This is a genomic window from Eubacterium ruminantium (genome assembly GCF_900167085.1).
Classification (GTDB): Bacteria; Bacillota; Clostridia; order Lachnospirales; family Lachnospiraceae; genus Eubacterium_Q; species Eubacterium_Q ruminantium.
In genome coordinates this window covers 69,267-89,850 of record NZ_FUXA01000011.1, presented here as the reverse complement: position 1 = coordinate 89,850, position 20,584 = coordinate 69,267, and the positions used below count along the sequence as shown (strand labels likewise).

Genomic DNA, 20,584 nt, shown 5'->3' with positions numbered 1-20,584 from the left:
TTTAAATTAATTATTTCCCGTTGAGTTTACCATACTTCAGAAATAATATCCTCCGAACACTTTTATCGATACGTTCTTCCGATATTTCGCCATCTGTCACAGCCTTCTCCAGGCCATTTACAGCTTCATCAAAATTCTTTGGCATGAGTATTATATCCACACCTGCTTTCACACAGGCAATTGTTGCATCTTTACTTGAATAATTTTTGGAAATAGCTCCCATCTCGAGAGAATCCGTTACGATAACGCCCTCATATCCAAGCTTTCCTCTAAGTTCACCGGTGACCATCTTTTCTGAAAATGATGCCGGCCTTTTATCTACAGCAGAAACAATAATATGAGCAACCATTACCATATCTGTTCCCGCATCTATTCCCTTTTTAAAAGCTAAAAACTCGTCCTTTTCCAGCTGCTCCAATTTTTTCTTACTATAAGCATAACCTTTATGACTGTCTTCAGCCGTATCTCCATGTCCCGGAAAATGCTTTAAACAACAAAGAACATTTCCGTCATGAAATCCATGTACTGCTTTATCTACAAATTTGGGCGTTTCCGAAAATTCATTACTAAAAGCCCTTTTACCAATAACGGTATTGGACGGATTAGACCATGTATCCGCAACCGGCGCAAAATCAAGATTAAACCCAAGTCCTTTAAGATCGCTTGCTATTATTTTCGAATGTTCATAAGCAGAATCCGGTCCATCCTTCTTATAATCAAATGCATCCTTAAATGATGTAGTTCCCAGACTGTTGGCACATCTCGATACCAGCCCGCCTTCTTCATCTACAGCTATAAAAATAGGTATATCGCTGACCGCTTTGGAATATTCAACTGTATTATTTATCATCTTTACAGTTTGATCTTTATTCTTCAGATTACGGTCAAAATAAACAATACCGGCAACCGGATATTCTTTAAGTTTTTTTGCAGTTTCTTCTCCTGATTGAGTATAACCGGAACAGCCTGTAAGCTCTTCCGGCGTAACTATAAACATCTGACATACTTTTTCATGAAGAGTCATATTAGCAAGAACCGTATCAACCTTATTCTCAAGTTCGGCTCTTTCATTATCCACCGGAAATATATCCTTTTCCGGATCAGATACAGCTCTAATTATAGGTTCTTTGCAGCGATTGATTCTCGCCGGTTCCTTAGCAAAATAAATAATATTGCGTAAAGACCTGCCATATCTTGTCTCCCTGTCATATTCAAGAGCTAATTTTTCAACCCCTGAAACTACAGATGCCTCTCCATCAGATTCATTATTAGAATCCGTTTCTTCCGATTCATCAACCGGTTCATTTTCTTCATCTGGTGAATTTTCTTCATTCGGCTCATCATCAGACTCACTGCCATCATCATATGAATCAGTGTCATGACTATTGCCATATCGATAGTCAATATCTTCTTGTAATTTAATCTCTTTTTCTTTTCTATCATTTCTTGTTTTATGAATCAGATAAACGAACAAGAGATTAATAACAAAAAATACTAAAAGAAGTATCACGAGAATCGTCAGAGTTTTCCTTCGTCTAGCAAGCAGATTATTCAAAACAATAGGTCCCCCTGATAATTTAGTTAACCATCCAATACAATACTAGTTATTCATTTTACTCTTTATCTAAGAGTTCTGTCAAATAAAATAACCCGAAAGCTATGAATATTTCATGACTTTCGGGTTATTATCTTATCTCATAAACTTATTCAACGATCATACCGAGAATCTTGTTACTTCTTGCTACAAATTCTGTAAGTTCTTTTGCATCAAGAGGTCTGTTTGCCAATACAGCAAGATCATAAAGCTGGCAGCAAACTGTCTCTGTATTCTCTCCTTCAGGATTATCGAGAACATATTTAACAAGTTTGTTATTTGCATTAAGTACAAGTGTCTCACCTGACTTAGTATCACCGAATGGATTATTACCATTACCAAAGCTGTATGCCTTCATCATCTCAGCCATACGTCTCTGCTCCTCAGACTGAGTAAGCATAGATGAAATATTCTCATCTTTAAGATTTTCAACCTTGATAGTGATCTTCTCAACATTAAGCGCTTTCTTGAAACTCTCTGTTAATTTCTCTGTATATCCCTTAACAGTTTCCTCATCAAGAGACTCTCCGACAATACCGGCATTAACATCAGCATCAATTCTCATGAATTTAACGCCTTCATTCTTAACTTCCATATTAGTAATATATGGATTATCGATATTGTGTGTAAGATAAATAGCATCTGTACCTGCTGACTTAAACATCTCAATATACTGAGCTTGCTCACGTTCGTCAGTTATATAGAATACTTTATTCTCATGCTTCTCTTTAGCTGCCTCAAGATACTCCGGAAGTGTGATATATTTACCTTCAATATTCTTGAAGATCATATAATTCTTCATCTTCTCCTGAAACTTATCATCCTTTAATGCACCGAACTTGATAAATGGAGATATATCTTCCCAAAGGCTTTCATACTTCTCCTTATCCTTCTTGTACATCTCGATAAGTTTATCGGCAACTTTCTTTGTTATATAATCAGAAATCTTCTTAACAAATCCATCATTCTGAAGCGCGCTTCTTGATACATTAAGAGGAAGATCAGGACAATCAATGATACCCTTTAATGTAAGAAGGAACTCAGGGATTACTTCTTTAATATTATCTGCTACGAATACCTGATTATTGTATAACTTAACCTTTCCGTCTAACTGATCTACAGTTGGATTGATTCGTGGGAAATAAAGAATTCCCTTAAGGTTAAATGGATAATCCATATTGAGGTGGATCCAGAAAAGAGGCTCCTTGAAATCAAGAAATACTTTCTGATAAAAGTCTTTATAATCCTCATCCTTACAATCTGAAGGCATTCTTACCCAAAGAGGATTTGTATCATTAAGAGGAACCGGTGGTTTCTCTTCTTCTTCCTTTTCATCCTCTATCTCTTCAAATTCAGCATCTTCAACTTCATCTTTTTTATCATCTTTTGAAGAACCGCCTAAGAAATCATCTTCTTCCTTCTTCCTGGCTGCCTTCTTAGAAGCTTCCTTCTCAGCCTTTTTAGCTGCTTTCTCAGCTTCTTTCTTAGCCTTTTCAGCTGCCTTTTTCTTCTCTTCATCTACATTAACAAAGTAGATTTCAACAGGCATGAATGAGCAATACTTATTGATGATCTCACGAACTCTGTATTCATTTGCAAACTCGAGACTATCCTCAGAAAGGTATAAAGTAATCTTTGTACCTCTGCTGCTCTTGTCTCCTTCTTTCATGCTGAAAGTAGTTCCACCGTCGCATTCCCAGTAAACAGGCTTTGCTCCTTCTTTATATGAAAGAGTTTCAATAGTAACCTTATCACTTACCATGAATGCAGAATAGAAACCGAGACCGAAATGACCGATGATCTGATCATTCTGATCTTTATCTTTATACTTCTCAAGGAAATCAGTAGCTCCCGAAAAAGCAATCTGGTTAATATACTTATCAACCTCTTCTTCAGTCATACCGATTCCGTTATCTATAAATGTAAGAGTTTTATCTGCAGCACTCGCATAAACTATAACTTTATAACCATCGCTTGTATCAACATCAGCTTCACCCATTGAAGATAATCTTTTAAGCTTAGTTATGGCATCAACACCATTTGATATAAGTTCTCTTATAAAAATGTCATGGTCAGAATATAACCATTTCTTTATTATAGGGAAAATATTTTCGCTGTTAATTGTTAAGCTGCCCTGCTTATTAGCCATAATAGATCCAACCTCTTTTCTGATGATTTTTTGTTGTAAAATAAAATTATTAGCACTCAAAATACCTGAGTGCTAATAATGTTATACACTATATGATTTATTATGTCAAATCTAAAAATCTTATTCTCTTCCGTCCCAGCAATATGTACAAAGCTTACTCTTATCGATACCTACGGCTTCGATCATATCATCAAGTCTGTTAAATGCAAGTGATGTAAAGTTGAGCTTTTCACGAATCTTATCAAGCATAAGATGATATCTGTCTGAATCCGGATTAGCATAATCATCAAGGACTGTTCTTTCAACATTGTCCCCTTCTTCCTCACAGATAACTCTTCTTGCGATAAGTTCCATCTCAGAGTTAGATCTTGAGAAGTTGATATATTTACATCCAAAGAGAAGCGGTGGACAAGCCGGTCTTATATGAACTTCCTTAGCTCCGCTTTCATATAAGAACTGTGTTGTTTCTCCTAACTGAGTTCCTCTAACTATAGAATCATCAATAAGAAGAAGGCTCTGATCTTCAATAAGTTCATGAATAGGAATGAGCTTCATCTTAGCGATAAGATTTCTCTTAGACTGAACTGTAGGCATAAAGCTTCTTGGCCATGTAGGAGTATATTTTACAAATGGTCTTGAGAAAGGAATTCCGGATTCATTTGCATAACCAACAGCATGGGCTGTACCTGAATCAGGAATGGCAGCTACGATATCAACACCTGTATCTCTTCCGCTTTCCATATCTCTCTTAGCAATAAGCTTACCGCAGTCATAACGCATCTTCTCAACATTTACACCTTCGTATGTTGATGAAGGATATCCATAATAAACCCAGAGGAATGTACAAATTCTCATATCCTCTCCAGGTTTAGCAAGAACTCTTACTCCTTCAGGTGTGATAACATCTATCTCACCGGGACCAAGTTCCTTATAATCCTTATATCCAAGATTAAGATATGCAAATGATTCAAATGTTGCACAGTATCCGTCTTCCTTCTGACCAAGGATGATAGGTGTTCTACCCATCTTGTCTCTTGCAACATAGATTCCCTTTGGTGTAAGAAGCATGATAGACATAGAACCGTCAATAAGTTCCTGTGCATACTGGATACCTTCTACTATATTATCTTTCTGATTGATTATTGCGGCTACGAGCTCGGTTGCATTTATATCACCGCCGCTCATTTCTAAGAAATGGGTTTTTCCTTTAGAGAATATATTCTGAACAATCTCATCAACATTGTTGATCTTTCCAACTGTTGTGATTGAATATGTTCCGTGATGTGATCTTACAATAAGAGGCTGTGGTTCATAATCTGATATACATCCGATTCCCATCTGACCACTCATTGAATTTATCTCTTTCTCGAATTTAGTACGAAATGGTGAGTTTTCGATATTATGGATAGATCTGTTGAATCCGTCCTTGCCGTATACAACCATTCCTGCACGTCTTGTACCAAGGTGTGAATGATAATCTGTACCAAAGAAAAGATCAAATACACAATCTTCTTTTGATGCTGCCGCAAAAAATCCGCCCATTTTATTAACTCCTCTTTTGATTATAAAATTTCTCTGTGAAAATGAAACATTTATCCATTTTTAGCACGTATATTGTACTTTAATTTCATGAAATGTTCCATACTTTTTTTCAATTTTGTATAAATCAACGAATATACAGCTGTCATGACAATATTCTAGTGCAATCTGCATATTGTATCATTATTTTATCATTTTGCAGTTTCCTTATTGGAAACAAACCATTTAAATAATGCTATTCCTATGATGATCACATAGCCGAATATACTCAGTATATCCGGAACTTCTCCAAAGCATATAAGCCCCCACATGGTTGCAAATATAACCTGCGTGTAATCATATACGGAAATAACCTTTGCAGGCGCATGAGTATAAGCTGATGTTATGCACATCTGTGCTATACAAGCACAACTTCCTGCTACTAATAAAAATATCACCTGCTTTAAACTCATTGGATGATAATTTAATATAAGCCAAGGTAAACATACTATGGTTGAAAAGACAGAGAAAAACATTACTATAACGCTTCCTCTCTCTCCTTCTTTACCAAGTTTTCTAACGAAAGTATATGCTGTACCCGCACCAAATCCGCCAAACAAACCAACCAGCGCCGGAAGGCTCGCGATTCCTTTTGTCGGTTTTATGATAAGAGCCGCACCTATAAAAGCTATGATTACCGATATCACTTCAAATTTTTTCGGAACTTCTTTAAGAATAAATATAGATAAAATGATTGCAAAAAATGGCGACATTTTATTCAGCATATTTGAATCCGCAATTCCAAGATGGTCAATTGCCCAAAAGTTTGCTATAAGACCGGCAGTTCCAAAACCCGCCCTTAAGAAAAGTGACTTCCAGCTTGTTTTCTTAATCTTGAATTTCTCAGGTGTCCTAAGTAAAAGCATCGATGAAAATACTGCTGCAATAAAATTCCTGAAAAATGCTTTCTGCATCGTCGGAAGATTACCGGAAAGCCTGACCATAAGTGACATTATTGAAAAGAAAAAGGCAGCGAACAAAATGTAGATTATCCCCTTAGTCTGTCCACTGACCTTTTTATTCTTTTTATCTTTAAGTTGTTGATTTATATCTTCAGAATTCATTTTATCCAACTATATTCTTCCTGACCCATTCATCCCAGCATTTCTCTACACTCTTGTCCATAGTAAAGAGTTTAAGAGATGTTCCGCTGGTTATACTGAGTCCATTTCTGTCATAATAAATATTCACACCGAGAGATGCTATATTTCCCGAAGCATTTTGAATCTCTGCCGCCTCACCTATCTTTTCTATAAGAAGTGAATCGGCCAGAAGAACAATCTTGAATTTGAGAGGGAGTCTGCTACCCTTTATACTTTGAAAAAACAGTTCTCGGATATCGCTCCATCTGATGTATTCTTCCGCGCCGGCCTCCTCGGATGAATCAAAAAATTCTTTATTCATCTTACCGCTCACTTCAGTTAAATATGCATTTTTTACTTCCAAACTGTATAAGAGCATATTTGCAAATATCTCATCTGACAACAGTCTTGAAACAAGCCCTTTAACATTTTCAATATTTTCGGATATCATAATATCTCTCTCAAATAATTAATCTTAGTAATCTTTATCGGCATCCTCATCTGTACCGTTGTTATCATATAAGATTTCACCTATATTAAGGTCCTTATTATCAAGCCCCTGAAGGATCTTAGCGTCTCTTACCATCGGCGCTATATCTTCTTCAAGTTTCTTTATAACTTCTAAATCAAGTCCTGTCATCAACTGAACTTCTTCTGCAGGAATCTTGCCTTTAAGCATTCTCTCTGCAAGTTCATATTTTTGCTTTGTTGTATTATTCATAATACATCACCTCGTCGAACTTTATTAATTCATATTATTTAAATATGTTTCATTTTTGCTGATAACATCTTTCATACTTTCAGGTCCCGGTGCACCGATAGTATTTCTCTTGCTTACACACTCTTCGATGCTTATAGCTTTATAAATATCTTCCTCAAATACAGGACTGATATTCTTATACTCTTCAAGTGAAAGTTCATCAAGACTTACACCAAGCTCAATACATCTAAGCACAAGTCTACCAATGATACCATGAGCGTCTCTGAATGCAACACCGTGATTAACAAGATAATCTGCAGCATCTGTAGCATTTGTAAATCCACCTGCAGCACTGTCTTTCATTCTTGGTCTATTGATTCTCATTGTTGAGATCATGCCTGTGAAAAGAGTGATGCAATTCTTAACTGTATCAATGGCATCAAATGTCATCTCTTTATCTTCCTGAATATCCTTATTGTATGCAAGAGGAATCCCCTTCATAACAGTGAGCATTGTTGTAAGCGCACCGTAAACACGACCTGTCTTTCCTCTAACAAGTTCAGCAATATCAGGATTCTTCTTCTGAGGCATGATAGAACTTCCTGTTGAATAACCATCATCAAGCTCAATGAACTGATACTCATTTGAATTCCATGTGATAATCTCCTCAGAAAATCTTGAAAGGTGCATCATAATAACAGAAAGAGCTGATAAAAGTTCAATTATATAATCTCTGTCAGATACAGAATCCATACTGTTAAGAGTTGGTCCCTTGAAGCCGAGAAGTCTTGCTGTAAGCTCTCTGTCAAGTGGATATGTTGTTCCTGCCAACGCGCCCGATCCAAGAGGACAATAATTCATTCTTTCATATATATCTGTGAGTCTTTCAAAATCTCTTTTGAACATCTCGAAATAAGCTCCGATATGATGAGCAAATGTTACAGGCTGAGCCTTCTGCATATGAGTAAATCCAGGCATAACTGTATCAAGATTATCTTTCATAAGAACAAGAAGTTCCTGCATAAGAGTCTTGATGTCACCCTTGATCTCATTTATCTCATCTCTGATATAAAGTCTCATATCAAGAGCTACCTGGTCATTTCTACTTCTTCCAGTATGAAGTTTCTTACCGGTATCACCGATTCTGTCGATAAGATTTGCTTCAACAAAGCTATGTACATCTTCATACTTTGTTGTAATCTCAAGCTTTCCAGCTTCAACATCCTCAACTATCTCATTTAAAGTCTTGATGATAAGATCTTTCTCTTCATTCGAAATTATATCTACTGAACTAAGCATAGTAACATGAGCGATACTTCCTCTCACATCCTGCTTTAAAAATCTTTTGTCATAAGTAATTGACGCATTAAAATCATAAACTAATTTATCTGTTTCTTTGGCGAATCTTCCGCCCCAAAGCTGTGCCATAATCTAATCCTTTCAAAATATATAAAATGAATTTACATATGAATACCGAAAATCATTCTACAACATGTGAAATATTCATTCAAGAGTAAATACTTCTATTTCGTTTACTTCTTTATACCTGCTATATCAAGTAGGATATCTCTATCTACCTTATACGGAATTTTATTTATCCTTGCTTCATCAGCCATAATCTCATCCACTGATTTAAGCTTTATCTCTAAGATCTTATCTGAAGGTGCTTCATCAAATGAACATTTAAGTCCTATAAATTCTTCAAATTCATCAAAGTCCTTAAATCCTGCTGTCTTAATAAGTATATCTCTATCTTCCTTAGCAGCATATTTAAGATATCCCGGCTGGAAATGACCTATTGCCTTACCGTGAGTAATACCAAATTCAAATGTCTGTCTGTAGCTGAGTGCATGAGGAGCCGAAGTTCCGGAAACCTTGATCGCAAGCCCTGCATAATTTGATGAAAGAAGCATCTTATCAAGAGCTTCAAATGAATACTCTCCTCCGCCGAATATCTCACCTTTAACTTCGGCAAAAAGGTCAAGCCCTGCAAGACCCACCTTCTTACAATCATCCGTCACACCCTTATTGATGTAACTTTCATAAATATGTCCGAGAGCATCTATACTTGTATATTCAATTATCTTTCTTGAAGCACTCATTAGATATTTAGCATCCAGAAATGCAACTTCCGGAAATATTCTGTGAGGCAGACTGCATTTTGTTCTCTTATCAGGAACAGAAATAACAGCAACTCCTGTAACTTCCGACCCGGTACCACAGGTTGTCGGTATCATAAGCACAGGTAATGCTTCAAGTTTAAGAGTTTTATCATAAAGCTCCTTCTGGCCGATTTCCGGATTTTTGATGCTTAATGCAATTCCCTTCGCAGCATCCATAGGAGAACCTCCACCGATACCGATAACAAAATCGCATCTTTCCTCTCGACCGAATTTACCGCCATTTAAAACTGTATTTACAGAAGGATTTTCTTCAACATCACTGAATGTGGCATATTCGATATTAACCTTATCAAGCGCTTCTTTCACATCATTAAGAGATCCGTTGATATAAGCTGAACGCTTTCCTGTAACAATCAGCGCCTTACTTCCGTAATTTTTGAAAATCTCACTGCAATTAATAACACAGTCCTTCCCCTTTATAATCTTTGTATTTGAAATATTACTGAAATCCATTTTTACTCCTTTTGTATTTATTTTATAGCTATATTTAATAACCTGTATTTACAGAAATCATCCTGATCCTACAGAAACAATCTTTTCACAATGAATATATCCAATAATCCGTACTCACAGAAACATTCTTTTCACAATGAATATATCCAATAATCCGTACTCACAGAAACATTCTTTTCACAATGAATATATCCAATAATCCGTACTCACTGAAACATTCTTTTCACAATGAATATATCCTGTAATCCGTACTCACAGAAACGTTCTTTTCACAATGAATATATCCTGTAATCACAGAAAATAATCAGCACATATGAAAAATGCATTTTTTGCATTTCCATAAAACAATATAACACGAAAATCCCATATCATGAATATAAAATTACTTTCTCTACATCAAAAAGCATATATATGATATAATAAAATCAATTAAAAAGTATTATGAAACCACTAAAAAAATGGTTTTACAAAGAGGAATAATCTTATGATCAAAAAGTTATTCAAAGGAATTATATATATCATCCTCCTTGCCTTAATCGGTTATTGTTCGATTAAGATTGGCAAGCTCATCAAATATAAACATGATGAAAGTAAACTACAGACTGCTGAAAATATCGAAGAGGCAGCCAACATCATAAATACTTCCCTCGAGAAGAAGAAAGCCGATTCTGTGAGCATGTTTATAAAAAATATAGATGAATCGAAACTCGGCGAAATAAACCAATATCTTCCATCCATCAGCGGTTCGGTAGATTCGTATGAAATTTATAAATCTTCCGGAAAGACAAAGGTTAAATTCGTTATTAGACAAAATGCATCCACCTATGTCTACAATCTGCTCACTTCTTCAACACCTATACCGGCAAATAATCCTGATGCCGACAAACTTTATTCGCGCGTCTTGGAAATAGTAAATAAATATACTTATAAGAATATGCCCGATCAGCAGAAAGTTCTTGCACTTCATGACTATCTTGTGGACACCTGCGAATACAGTACCGGAAATCCAAATAATGATAATGAATTCAGGGCTTACGGCGCACTTATTGACGGTGAAGCCGTATGCAGCGGTTATGCTGAAGCTTTAACTCTTCTCCTTGCCGGAGCAGGAATTAAAAGTGATATTATTATAGGAAGCGCCGGAAATGAACCTCATGCCTGGAACCTGGTTGAGATTGATGGCAATTGGTATCATATAGATTCAACATGGGATGATCCTAAAGGAATGAATGTCGTATCTCATGCTTATTATAATCTTACAGATGATGAAATATCTTTTGATCATGTATGGCAAAAGGGCGGCTCAAAGAAAGCTTCCTCAGATGATTTAAATTATTTTAAATCTTCCGGAACGATTTATTATACCGAATCAGATTTTTCAACCACGGTAAATATCCTTCTTCAGAGTACACCAAAAAATTATCTTGAAGTTGCCGTAAAAGATGTAGATATCAAAGGTTGTCTGAATGAACTTATGAGTGCCAGCGGAAGGGGTAATCTTACCTATACTCACATAGACAGGCTGGACTCAACAATCCTTATAATATTCAAATAATAAAAATTCTTTAAAAGCAAAAATACTTTAGTAATAAAATACTTTAACAACAAAATACTTTAATACTAAAAAGATAAGAGTGTAAATAATTTGATCATTTACACTCTTATCTTTTCTATAACCATTATTTATGATTATCTTACCCAATATTTAAATTCTTCATCTGCAAGTCTGATGTAATCATCATTTGAAAGCATGATCTCAACTCCAGGCTGAAGAAGTTTTCCATTTACAAATGTGTGATTTGTCGAATTATTATCGATGACATAGCATTCACCATTACTAACAGTGAATATAGCATGTCTTCTACTTATCCTTCTGTTGTCTGTAACTTGATAATCCGCATCAGGTGATTTACCAACAAGGAATTCTCTCTTGAGAATAGGAATAAGTTCATTAGTCTTAACTCTAACAAGATATGGAATTGGATTCTCATATTCCTTAGAAGACTTAATAAGTACGGATGTATCATTCTCCTTCTCTTCCTTCTCATCCTCAAGGATGGTCTCTGCTTCAAGAGAAAGAATGAAATGATAGAACTCAGCAAGATTAAACATAAGCTTGCTATCCAGATAATGAAGTATCTGTTCTACCGCTTCAACGCATTCCATATTTGCATATCTTACTTTGCTGATAAATGTCTGAATAAACTTTGTGATATTGCAATCAGGGAACTTCTTATTTACAGGCATATATATAAGCTGAATATCAAGTGTTGAAAGTTCAATATACATATAATGCACGTTAAGAAGAATCTTATTGAGCGGCATTTTGTTCTCTTCAAAATACATCAACTGATTCAATATATTGGAAAGGATTGAAAGAAACTCTCCTTTATATAACTGTTTTCTGAAAAATTGCTCAAGCGGAAGTGTGGCAGGAATCTTATACTGTAAAACCCTGACATTATCCACTACTTTAAGACTACAAACAGTCCTATTACCCACAAATTCATAATTAAACATACTGAGCTCAAACTGCTCAACAGGAATATCCTCCTGAAGTTTGAAATTCAGTGTAAATTCATCATAACTTATCTGCTGATCTTCAGCATTTTCTTCTGTCATGCCCATAATATAGCCCTCCTCTGCGAAGTACCCCCTAACCAATACTCCACATGTAGTAATTTTAGACGTAGGATTAGGCAGAAAATGTTAAATCTATCCCAACAATCTAACATCATAAGTTTATCATTTTTTATGTAAATTATCAACAAATTTTGAAGCTTTTTTATGCTTTTTTAGACATACTAAATCAAGATAATGTCACAATCCTTTATAATATTATGTTAATCAGTATAAACTACTGATCAGAAGATTCGCTTAAGGATAAAAGATCTGTTTTAATCTTGTATAATTTCTCAGAAAGATCAAGATAATGAGCATGTGGATTTGCAAATCTCTGCTCCTCCTGCCATACAGTATTTTCAAGCTGATATTTAACCAGTTCTCGTATTTCTTCAAGCTTCGGAATATCATAAACAAGCTTTCCATTTTCAAATATTTTAACCTGAAGAGGTTTTGCGATGACATTTTTAAAACGCATCTTCTTCCAAGGTTTTGACTCATCAACAAATGGTGTTACGCCGTCTCCGTCAATAACTTCATCACTAAGAGTGAGCATATCGGCAAGTCCGTAGCCTGTTTCTTTACTGTATATCCTCCAAAGTTTTTTCTTTCCCGGATTAGTTATCTTCTCAACATTTTCCGATATCTTTATCTTTGGAATAAATAACTTTTCATCTCCATTTACTGAGCCGGTTGTATCTTCTACTGCAGCAAGCTTATAAACCCCACCGAAAACAGGATCTGATTTTGAGGTGATCATTCTCTCACCCACTCCGTAAGAATTGATCTTCGCGCCCTGTCTGTTCAAAGAATCAATAAGATATTCATCTACAGAATTTGATACAACAATTTTACAGTCCGAAAGCCCTTCTTCATCCAGCTTTTTCCTTATCTTTTTTGAAAAATAAGCAAGGTCACCGCTATCTATGCGAACCCCTTTCAGTCTCTTACCCATAGGCTCAAGAACCTCGTGGGCAACCCTTATAGCATTCGGAAGTCCGCTATTCAGAATATCATATGTGTCGATAAGAAGTGTGCACGTATCCGGGAAAACCTCAGCGTAAGCTTTAAATGATTCATATTCAGACGGAAAGAACTGAATCCAGCTGTGAGCCATTGTACCTATTGCAGGCACACCGTAATTTATGTCCGCAATAGCTGTTGCTGTAGCATTTACTCCACCGATATAACACGCCCTTGCTCCGTAAATTGCAGCATCCGGTCCCTGGGCTCTTCTTGCTCCGAATTCCATTATCACATTATCTCCGGCTGCTAGGCAGATTCTGCTTGCCTTTGTGGCTATAAGCGACTGGAAATTAATACATATAAGAAGCATAGTCTCCATTAGCTGTGCTTCGATCACAGGTGCAGTTACAGTCACAAGAGGTGTGTTCGGATAAACAACCGTTCCTTCAGGAACAGCTTCTATAGTTCCTGTAAAATGGAAATCCCGAAGATAATCCAGAAAGCCCTTATCAAATATTTTCTTACTCTCAAGATATTTAATATCATCTTCCGAAAAGTGCATATTTTGAACATATTCAATAAGCTGTTCAAGACCTGCACAGATCACATACCCGCCATTATCAGGATTCTTTCTGTAAAACATATCGAAAACAGCCCATGTATCTTTATAGCCTTTTACAAAATACCCGTTTGCCATAGTGAGCTCGTAAAAGTCCATAAGCATTGTAAGATTTCTCATTATATCCTCCCCTTCAATCGAACATAACAAATTATTCCCATATTCAAAATAAGGTGAGACATTTTATATCTCAAAAACGAGACATAAAATATCCCACCTAAATAATTACTGATTATTATTTCTAGAAGCTCTCATTCTAAGTCTTGAATCAAGAATCTTCTTTCTGATTCTAAGTGACTTAGGTGTTATCTCAAGAAGCTCATCTGTATCGATAAAGTCAAGTGACTGCTCAAGAGAAAGAATTCTTGGAGGAACAAGCTTAAGAGCATCATCAGCACCTGAAGATCTTGTATTTGTAAGATGCTTTGTTTTACATACATTTACTTCGATATCTTCAGCTCTACCTGTTTCACCAACAACCATTCCGGCATAAACATCAACACCAGGTCCGATGAAAAGTGTTCCTCTTTCCTGAGCATTGAAAAGACCATATGTAATAGATGTTCCTGCTTCGAAAGCAATGAGGGAACCATTTGCACGGTAACTCATATCACCCTTATAGTTATCATATCCATCAAATACAGTATTGATAATACCTGTACCCTTAGTTGCTGTAAGGAAATCTCCTCTGAATCCGATAAGACCTCTTGAAGGAATTCTGAACTCAAGTCTTGTAAATCCATTTTCTCCCGGAGCCATAGCTATAAGTTCACCCTTACGTAAGCTGAGCATATTAATGATACTTCCTGAGAAATCATCAGGAACATCAATAACTGCTATTTCAAACGGCTCAAGCTTTTTATTTGATTCATCATATTTATAAATAACTTCAGCTTTACTTACTGCAAATTCGTATCCTTCACGACGCATATTTTCAACAAGAACCGAAAGATGAAGTTCTCCACGTCCCGAAACCTTGAAGCAGTCTGTAGAATCTGTCTCTTCTACACGAAGTCCTACGTCAGTATTAAGTTCTCTGAAAAGACGCTCTCTGATCTGTCTTGAAGTAACGAACTTACCTTCCTTACCGGCAAGCGGCGAATCATTTACCATGAAATCCATGGAAATAGTCGGCTCTGTAATCTTCTGGAAAGGAATAGCATTTGGCTTATCAACAGAACAGATAGTATCACCGATCTTAAGATCTGCAATACCTGAAATAGCTACGATAGAACCTACAGTAGCACTGTCAACATCTACTCTGTTAAGTCCGTCATATTCATATAACTTACCAATCTTAACCTTAATCTGCTTTCCCGGTTCATGATGGTTTACAAGAATAGCATCCTGGTTAAGTTTAATTGTACCATTATCGATCTTACCAACACCGATACGTCCAACATATTCATTATAATCTATAGTACTGATGAGAATCTGAAGTCCATCATCCGGATCTCCTTCAGGTGCAGGAATATGACTGATGATAGTCTCAAAAAGAGGCTTCATGTCTGTTCCAGGTTCATCAGCAGAATATGATGCAATACCTTCTCTTGCAGAAGCATATACAAATGGACAGTCAAGCTGTTCTTCTGTAGCATCAAGATCCATAAGAAGCTCTAATACTTCTTCTTCAACTGCTGCCGGTCTTGCATCAGGTCTATCAATTTTATTTACGCATACTATAACCGAAAGATTAAGCGAAAGCGCTTTCTGAAGAACGAATCTTGTCTGTGGCATTGGTCCTTCAAACGCATCAACAACGAGAATAACTCCGTCAACCATTTTAAGAACACGTTCAACTTCTCCACCGAAATCCGCATGGCCCGGTGTGTCAATGATATTGATCTTGATATCATTGTACATAACAGCTGTATTCTTTGATAAGATTGTTATGCCTCTTTCACGCTCGATATCATTTGAGTCCATTACACGTTCAGCAACTTCCTGATTGTCACGGAATACACCGCTCTGCTTAAGTAATTCATCAACGAGTGTGGTTTTTCCATGGTCTACATGGGCAATTATCGCTATGTTTCTAATGTCTTCTCTTTTCATTTTTTTATCCTTTATTCTATATTCTTAATCTACCGGTGATATATAATATCACAAATAAATTGATTTTAATACCCCGGATTATATATTACTGCATTTACAGATTCTCCGAGTTTATGTTTATCTTTATCAATCTGCTCTACGACTACTCTGTCGCCGGCCTTAATTTCTTCGAATTCATCATTGGCAACAATGATTGTATTACTGTCAACATAAGTTGTAACTAGTCTTTCATCATTTAAAACCACCGTCGAAAATTCTGTGAAATTAGATCCCTTAACAACAATCTGATTTGAATCAAGGGTAACTTCATTTACATAAATAGGATTTAATCCCATCATCATTCCTGCAGCTGAATATTGAGGCATCATCATATAAATATATCTGTCACCGTACAACATATCATATTGAATTGTATGAAGTGCTTCTGTATAAATCTCAGAATCCCATTCATATTCGCTGTGAATTCTCTGGAATATTCCCTTATCAAGATTAAGAGCTGAAAGAAGGTAATCCGAAAATTCATATGTAGCTATATCATCTTTAGGAAACTTGATTCCCATATTATTGATAAGAATGTATTCTGTCTGGAATTCATTTCCTTTTATAACATCTTCCATCTCAAAAGGAATACTTGGAAGGTGATCACCATAAACGAAAAGGACATAATCCTCTCCTCGATCATCCAGCATCTTCTTAAGATCTGCCAGCATAGCATCCATTTCATAACACTGATTAACAAAATATCCATACTGGTTTGTAAGAACCGGATCACCGTCATCTCTTGTAACTGTAATATGTCTCGTACAATTATAACCGTCTTCCGGATACTTACCATGACCCTGAACCGATATACAATGAACAAAATCATCGTCAGAATCGGTAGAATTAAGGCACTTTTCTATCTCATTTACAAGATATTCATCCTTAGCCCATCCTGTACTGGTATATGTGAGCTTTTCCATGAATTCCTGTGAATCGAAATAATCAAATCCAAGCTGATTATAAACTTCATTTCTACTATAGAAAACAGCTTTATTATTGTGCATTGCAAAAGTTGTATAGCCCTGTCTCTTAAGAATCTGTGCAAGACTTTCACAAGGAGTATTGGTAAGTACCGTCTTGTAAGGATATTCGCCTGCTCCAAAAAGTCCTGTCTTCATTCCTGTAAGAACTTCGCATTCAACATTTGCAGTACCGGCGCCGATAGATGGAACAGTCAGATAACCGGACTGATATTTTTCCATATATGCATTGGTATTCGGCACAGCATCCTTATCTGTATGAATACCGGCTATTCTGTCAATATCAATAAATGACTCCAGCTGAACAATTATAATATTAGGAGTCTTCTTCTCTCCTCTTTTCTCAAGATATTCTTTGTATGATTTATCTGTCTCATAGAATATCTCTTTAACTGTTTCATCTGAATAATCACTAGGTTTACTTACTCCGACATCAATAATACTGTTGGAGAAGCAGTAAACAAATCCATATTCTTTATATGCATTTCCAAGATTTGAGAAATCATCGGAAATCATTCCCGCCTCAGTCGCAATATTTATAAGTACATATGAAAGCAGGAACACCCCGGCACATACCGAAAAGTTAAGAAGTCTCTTAAGCTTACCCTTAACCTTAGGTGTCCACCTGAAGAATAAAACCACAAGGAATATCACTGCTCCTATACCCATAAAGATGAGTATTTGCTGTAGTTTATTGAAATAAATATCCATCATACTCATGACATCCACTGCCATGAGGAAGTCTATGGCTGAAAAAGGCGTTATCCTGAATCCCAGGACCATAAAGTTTATGAATCCCATGACAAACCATAGGAATCCACCCAGGAATACAAAGAATAATCTTTTTCTAAATAAAAGTCCAAGAAGAAGCGTTCCGAATATAATAAGTATGTTAATAAAGAATACCAATGGCGAATTGAACATAAATTTAAATGCATTCGCAAATGATCTTCTTCCAAGGATCTCGAGTATAACATCTTCAAAAAAGGCTATGATAAAGCAGGCAACTATCCACTTATAATTCTTCGCCTCATAAAGACGCTGTATTTTTTTCTTTACAGGACCCGGTCCATATTTCTTCTTTTTCTTTTTACGTTTTTTCTTTTTTATTTCATCGTCATCATCGTCGTCGTAATTGTCATCATCGTCGTCTTCGTCGTCTTCGTCATCGACATCTTCACCGGAATCTTTTTGATCTGAATCTTTTTCATCTGACTTTTCTTTATCAGTTTTTTTTTCGTCCGAGTCTATTTCTTTTAAGTTATCAGTAAAATCTTCCTCACACTGATTTTCCTCTGAACTCTTAACTTCCAAATCTTCTTCATCTGACTTCTCGTCATCAGATCTTTTTTCATCCGAGTCTTTTTTGCCCGATTCTTCTTCCGACTGTCTCTTATCCGACTTTTTACCTTTTTGATCAGCTTTCCCGAATTTCTTTCCTTTTGATTTTGCATCAGACTTAACCTTCAAAGTCGCTGTTTCAACCAAAGGACTATAATTCAAAATATCATCTCCGGAAACCTGATAAATATCTTCAGAAAAAACTTCCTCACCTATTCTTTCATAGATATTTTTATCTATTGAATCTACATTAGGTTTTGCTGTTATTCTGTTGTTGTCATGCTTTTTCTTGCTCATGCAATACCCCTTCTTCCAATAAGCATATCGACATTATAACAAAATCGTTTTATTTTTCAACAAATAATAATTCTATATATTCTTCAAATACATTAAGCGCTTCCTGTACCGGTGTTTCAGTAGAAAGGTCAACTCCGGCAATCTTCAGAAGACTTACAGGATCACTTGTACATCCGCTTCTAAGAAATCTCTTATAATCATCAACTATCTTCTGACCTTCCTTAAGTATACGATCAGCAATAGCTACCGAAGCAGAGAAACTTGTTGCATACTGATATACATAAAAATTGTAATAGAAATGAGGTATTCTGCACCACTCATATGCAATAAGCGGATCGGATATCATTTCCTCTCCGAAGTATTTCTTGTTAAGATTCATGTATAAACCTGAAAGTGTATCAGCTGTAAGAGGTGTTCCCTCTTCTGCCATTTTGTTACTTTCTTTCTCGAATTCCGCAAACATTGTCTGTCTATACAATGTACCCTTGAAGCTTTCAAGGAAATGATTGATAAGATATGCTCTTTCCTTATCACTTGTAGCCTTATCAAGAAGATACTTAAGTAAAAGTACTTCATTTGTAGTAGAAGCAACTTCAGCTACAAATATCTTATAATTCGAATCAAAGAAGCTCTGGGCTTTATTTGAATAATATGTATGCATCGAATGTCCCATCTCATGCACAAGAGTAAATACATCATCAAGAGTATCGCTCCAGTTAAGAAGTACATAAGGATGAACTCCGTAAACTCCGGAAGAATATGCGCCACCGCGCTTTCCTTCATTTTCAACCACATCTATCCATCTGTTATCATAAGCCTCTTTAAGCACTTTTATATAATCATCACCCAAAGGTTTCAGTGCCTCAAGCGAAATAGCCTTTGCTTCTTCAAAACTTACTTTACATTTATAATCACTAACCATAGAAGCATAAACATCATACATATGAAGTTCATCATATCCAAGAAGTTTCTTTCTGAGCTTCACATATTTATGCATCTTATCAAGATTCTTATTTACGCAGTTTATAAGATTGTCACATACAGTTGTTGAAACGTTATTTCTATCCACTGCCGCTTCGTAACTGCTCTTATATTTTCTGGCCTTAGCATAAAAAATCTGCTTTTTAACCTGTCCGTCATAGAGAGATGCCCAGGTATTTGCAAAGCTCTTATATCTCTCATAGAATTTTTCAAATGCCTCTTTTCTCACTTCTCTGTTTTCTGACATCTGAAGAGGAACAAATCTGCCATTGGTCAGCTGGATCACATTGCCCTTTTCATCATGTGTATCAGGGAACTTAAGATCTGCATATGCAAGACTTGAAAATGCATTCTGCATAGACTCAGCCATATCTCCGGCAGAAGCAAGAAGCATTTCCATTTCCTTACTTAATGTATGCTCTTTTGTTCTGATTATCTCATCAAGAAGGCATTTGAAATATTTGAGTTTTTCATTCTGCTTATAATAGTCTTCAATCTTTCCTTCTTCAAGATTAAGAATTTCAGGCTCTACAAACGAAAGCTTTTCACTTATAAATACATCAAGCGACTGAGCTCTCGCGTAAAGCTTTTGATTCTCCGCATCAGCCGTATCCTGATCACGCTTCATTTCAGCATATCCATATAATTTATAGATCTTACTGATGCATGACTCATAACCCTTCAGAAAATCATAAAGGCTGTCGGCAGTAAGAGCGAACTTTCCTTCTGCAACTTGTAATTCATCTGCTTCTTTTTTTGCAGATTCGTAATCATTTTCCCAATCTTCATTTGTTTTGTAAATATCCGAAAGATTCCATGTTAATTCTTCCGGCACTTCATTTCTCTTTGGAATTTTATTGTCCATTATTATATCCACCTTATACTAATATATTTTTCTATATGATCAACTATATTATTCACTAAAAACAACCATATACTTCA

General features: G+C 35.9%; 14 protein-coding genes. 1 reads left to right on the top strand and 13 read right to left on the bottom strand.

All coding sequences use genetic code 11. The features are described 5' to 3' along the window. Positions 1 to 10 precede the first annotated feature (10 nt). The 8 genes from B5D25_RS09545 to B5D25_RS09510 all read right to left on the bottom strand — a co-directional run bounded on the left by B5D25_RS09545 (position 11) and on the right by B5D25_RS09510 (position 9,739). Positions 11 to 1,555, bottom strand: coding sequence for a glycoside hydrolase family 3 protein (locus B5D25_RS09545; RefSeq protein WP_078787738.1), 1,545 nt, complete (start codon positions 1,553 to 1,555; stop codon positions 11 to 13). A gap of 148 nt (positions 1,556 to 1,703) precedes the next feature. Further along, positions 1,704 to 3,743, bottom strand: a complete 2,040-nt coding sequence (gene htpG, locus B5D25_RS09540; RefSeq protein ID WP_078787737.1) for a molecular chaperone HtpG — start codon at positions 3,741 to 3,743, stop codon at positions 1,704 to 1,706. Between the two features lie 120 nt (positions 3,744 to 3,863). Then, complete coding sequence (locus tag B5D25_RS09535) at positions 3,864 to 5,285, bottom strand: amidophosphoribosyltransferase (protein WP_078787736.1); 1,422 nt, start codon at positions 5,283 to 5,285, stop codon at positions 3,864 to 3,866. 188 nt (positions 5,286 to 5,473) lie between these two features. After that, a complete protein-coding gene (locus tag B5D25_RS09530) occupies positions 5,474 to 6,385 on the bottom strand; it encodes a DMT family transporter (protein ID WP_078787774.1) in 912 nt (303 codons plus the stop codon). A 1-nt stretch (position 6,386) separates the two neighbouring features. Next, positions 6,387 to 6,854 (bottom strand): DUF5721 family protein, encoded by a 468-nt coding sequence (locus tag B5D25_RS09525; protein ID WP_078787735.1) that lies wholly within the window; start codon positions 6,852 to 6,854, stop codon positions 6,387 to 6,389. 24 nt (positions 6,855 to 6,878) lie between these two features. Continuing rightward, a complete protein-coding gene (locus B5D25_RS09520; RefSeq protein WP_078787734.1) occupies positions 6,879 to 7,124 on the bottom strand; it encodes a hypothetical protein in 246 nt (81 codons plus the stop codon). 24 nt (positions 7,125 to 7,148) lie between these two features. Then, positions 7,149 to 8,531 (bottom strand): argininosuccinate lyase, encoded by a 1,383-nt coding sequence (gene argH / locus B5D25_RS09515; protein WP_078787733.1) that lies wholly within the window; start codon positions 8,529 to 8,531, stop codon positions 7,149 to 7,151. Positions 8,532 to 8,635: 104 nt separating this feature from the next. After that, complete coding sequence (locus tag B5D25_RS09510; protein WP_078787732.1) at positions 8,636 to 9,739, bottom strand: iron-containing alcohol dehydrogenase; 1,104 nt, start codon at positions 9,737 to 9,739, stop codon at positions 8,636 to 8,638. A gap of 484 nt (positions 9,740 to 10,223) precedes the next feature. On the opposite strand from B5D25_RS09510, the gene B5D25_RS09505 reads away from it, so the two are divergent. Continuing rightward, on the top strand, positions 10,224 to 11,294 hold the full coding sequence (locus B5D25_RS09505) for a transglutaminase domain-containing protein (protein WP_078787731.1): 1,071 nt from the start codon (positions 10,224 to 10,226) through the stop codon (positions 11,292 to 11,294). A gap of 134 nt (positions 11,295 to 11,428) precedes the next feature. On the opposite strand, the gene B5D25_RS09500 is transcribed toward B5D25_RS09505, so the two are convergent. From B5D25_RS09500 to pepF, 5 genes are all read right to left on the bottom strand, one after another. Next, on the bottom strand, positions 11,429 to 12,367 hold the full coding sequence (locus B5D25_RS09500) for an FHA domain-containing protein (RefSeq protein WP_078787730.1): 939 nt from the start codon (positions 12,365 to 12,367) through the stop codon (positions 11,429 to 11,431). A gap of 229 nt (positions 12,368 to 12,596) precedes the next feature. Next, entirely contained in the window at positions 12,597 to 14,066 is a 1,470-nt protein-coding gene (locus B5D25_RS09495) for a nicotinate phosphoribosyltransferase (protein ID WP_078787729.1), read from the bottom strand. Positions 14,067 to 14,171: 105 nt separating this feature from the next. Beyond that, positions 14,172 to 16,001 carry a translational GTPase TypA gene (gene typA / locus B5D25_RS09490; RefSeq protein ID WP_078787728.1) on the bottom strand — a complete coding sequence of 610 codons (1,830 nt, stop codon included), beginning with the start codon at positions 15,999 to 16,001 and terminating at the stop codon, positions 14,172 to 14,174. A gap of 65 nt (positions 16,002 to 16,066) precedes the next feature. Beyond that, the gene (locus B5D25_RS09485) at positions 16,067 to 18,661 is read right to left on the bottom strand and encodes an LTA synthase family protein (RefSeq protein WP_078787727.1); all 2,595 of its coding nucleotides are present in this window, start codon (positions 18,659 to 18,661) and stop codon (positions 16,067 to 16,069) included. A 49-nt stretch (positions 18,662 to 18,710) separates the two neighbouring features. Beyond that, positions 18,711 to 20,507, bottom strand: a complete 1,797-nt coding sequence (pepF, locus tag B5D25_RS09480) for an oligoendopeptidase F (RefSeq protein ID WP_078787726.1) — start codon at positions 20,505 to 20,507, stop codon at positions 18,711 to 18,713. Positions 20,508 to 20,584 lie beyond the last annotated feature (77 nt).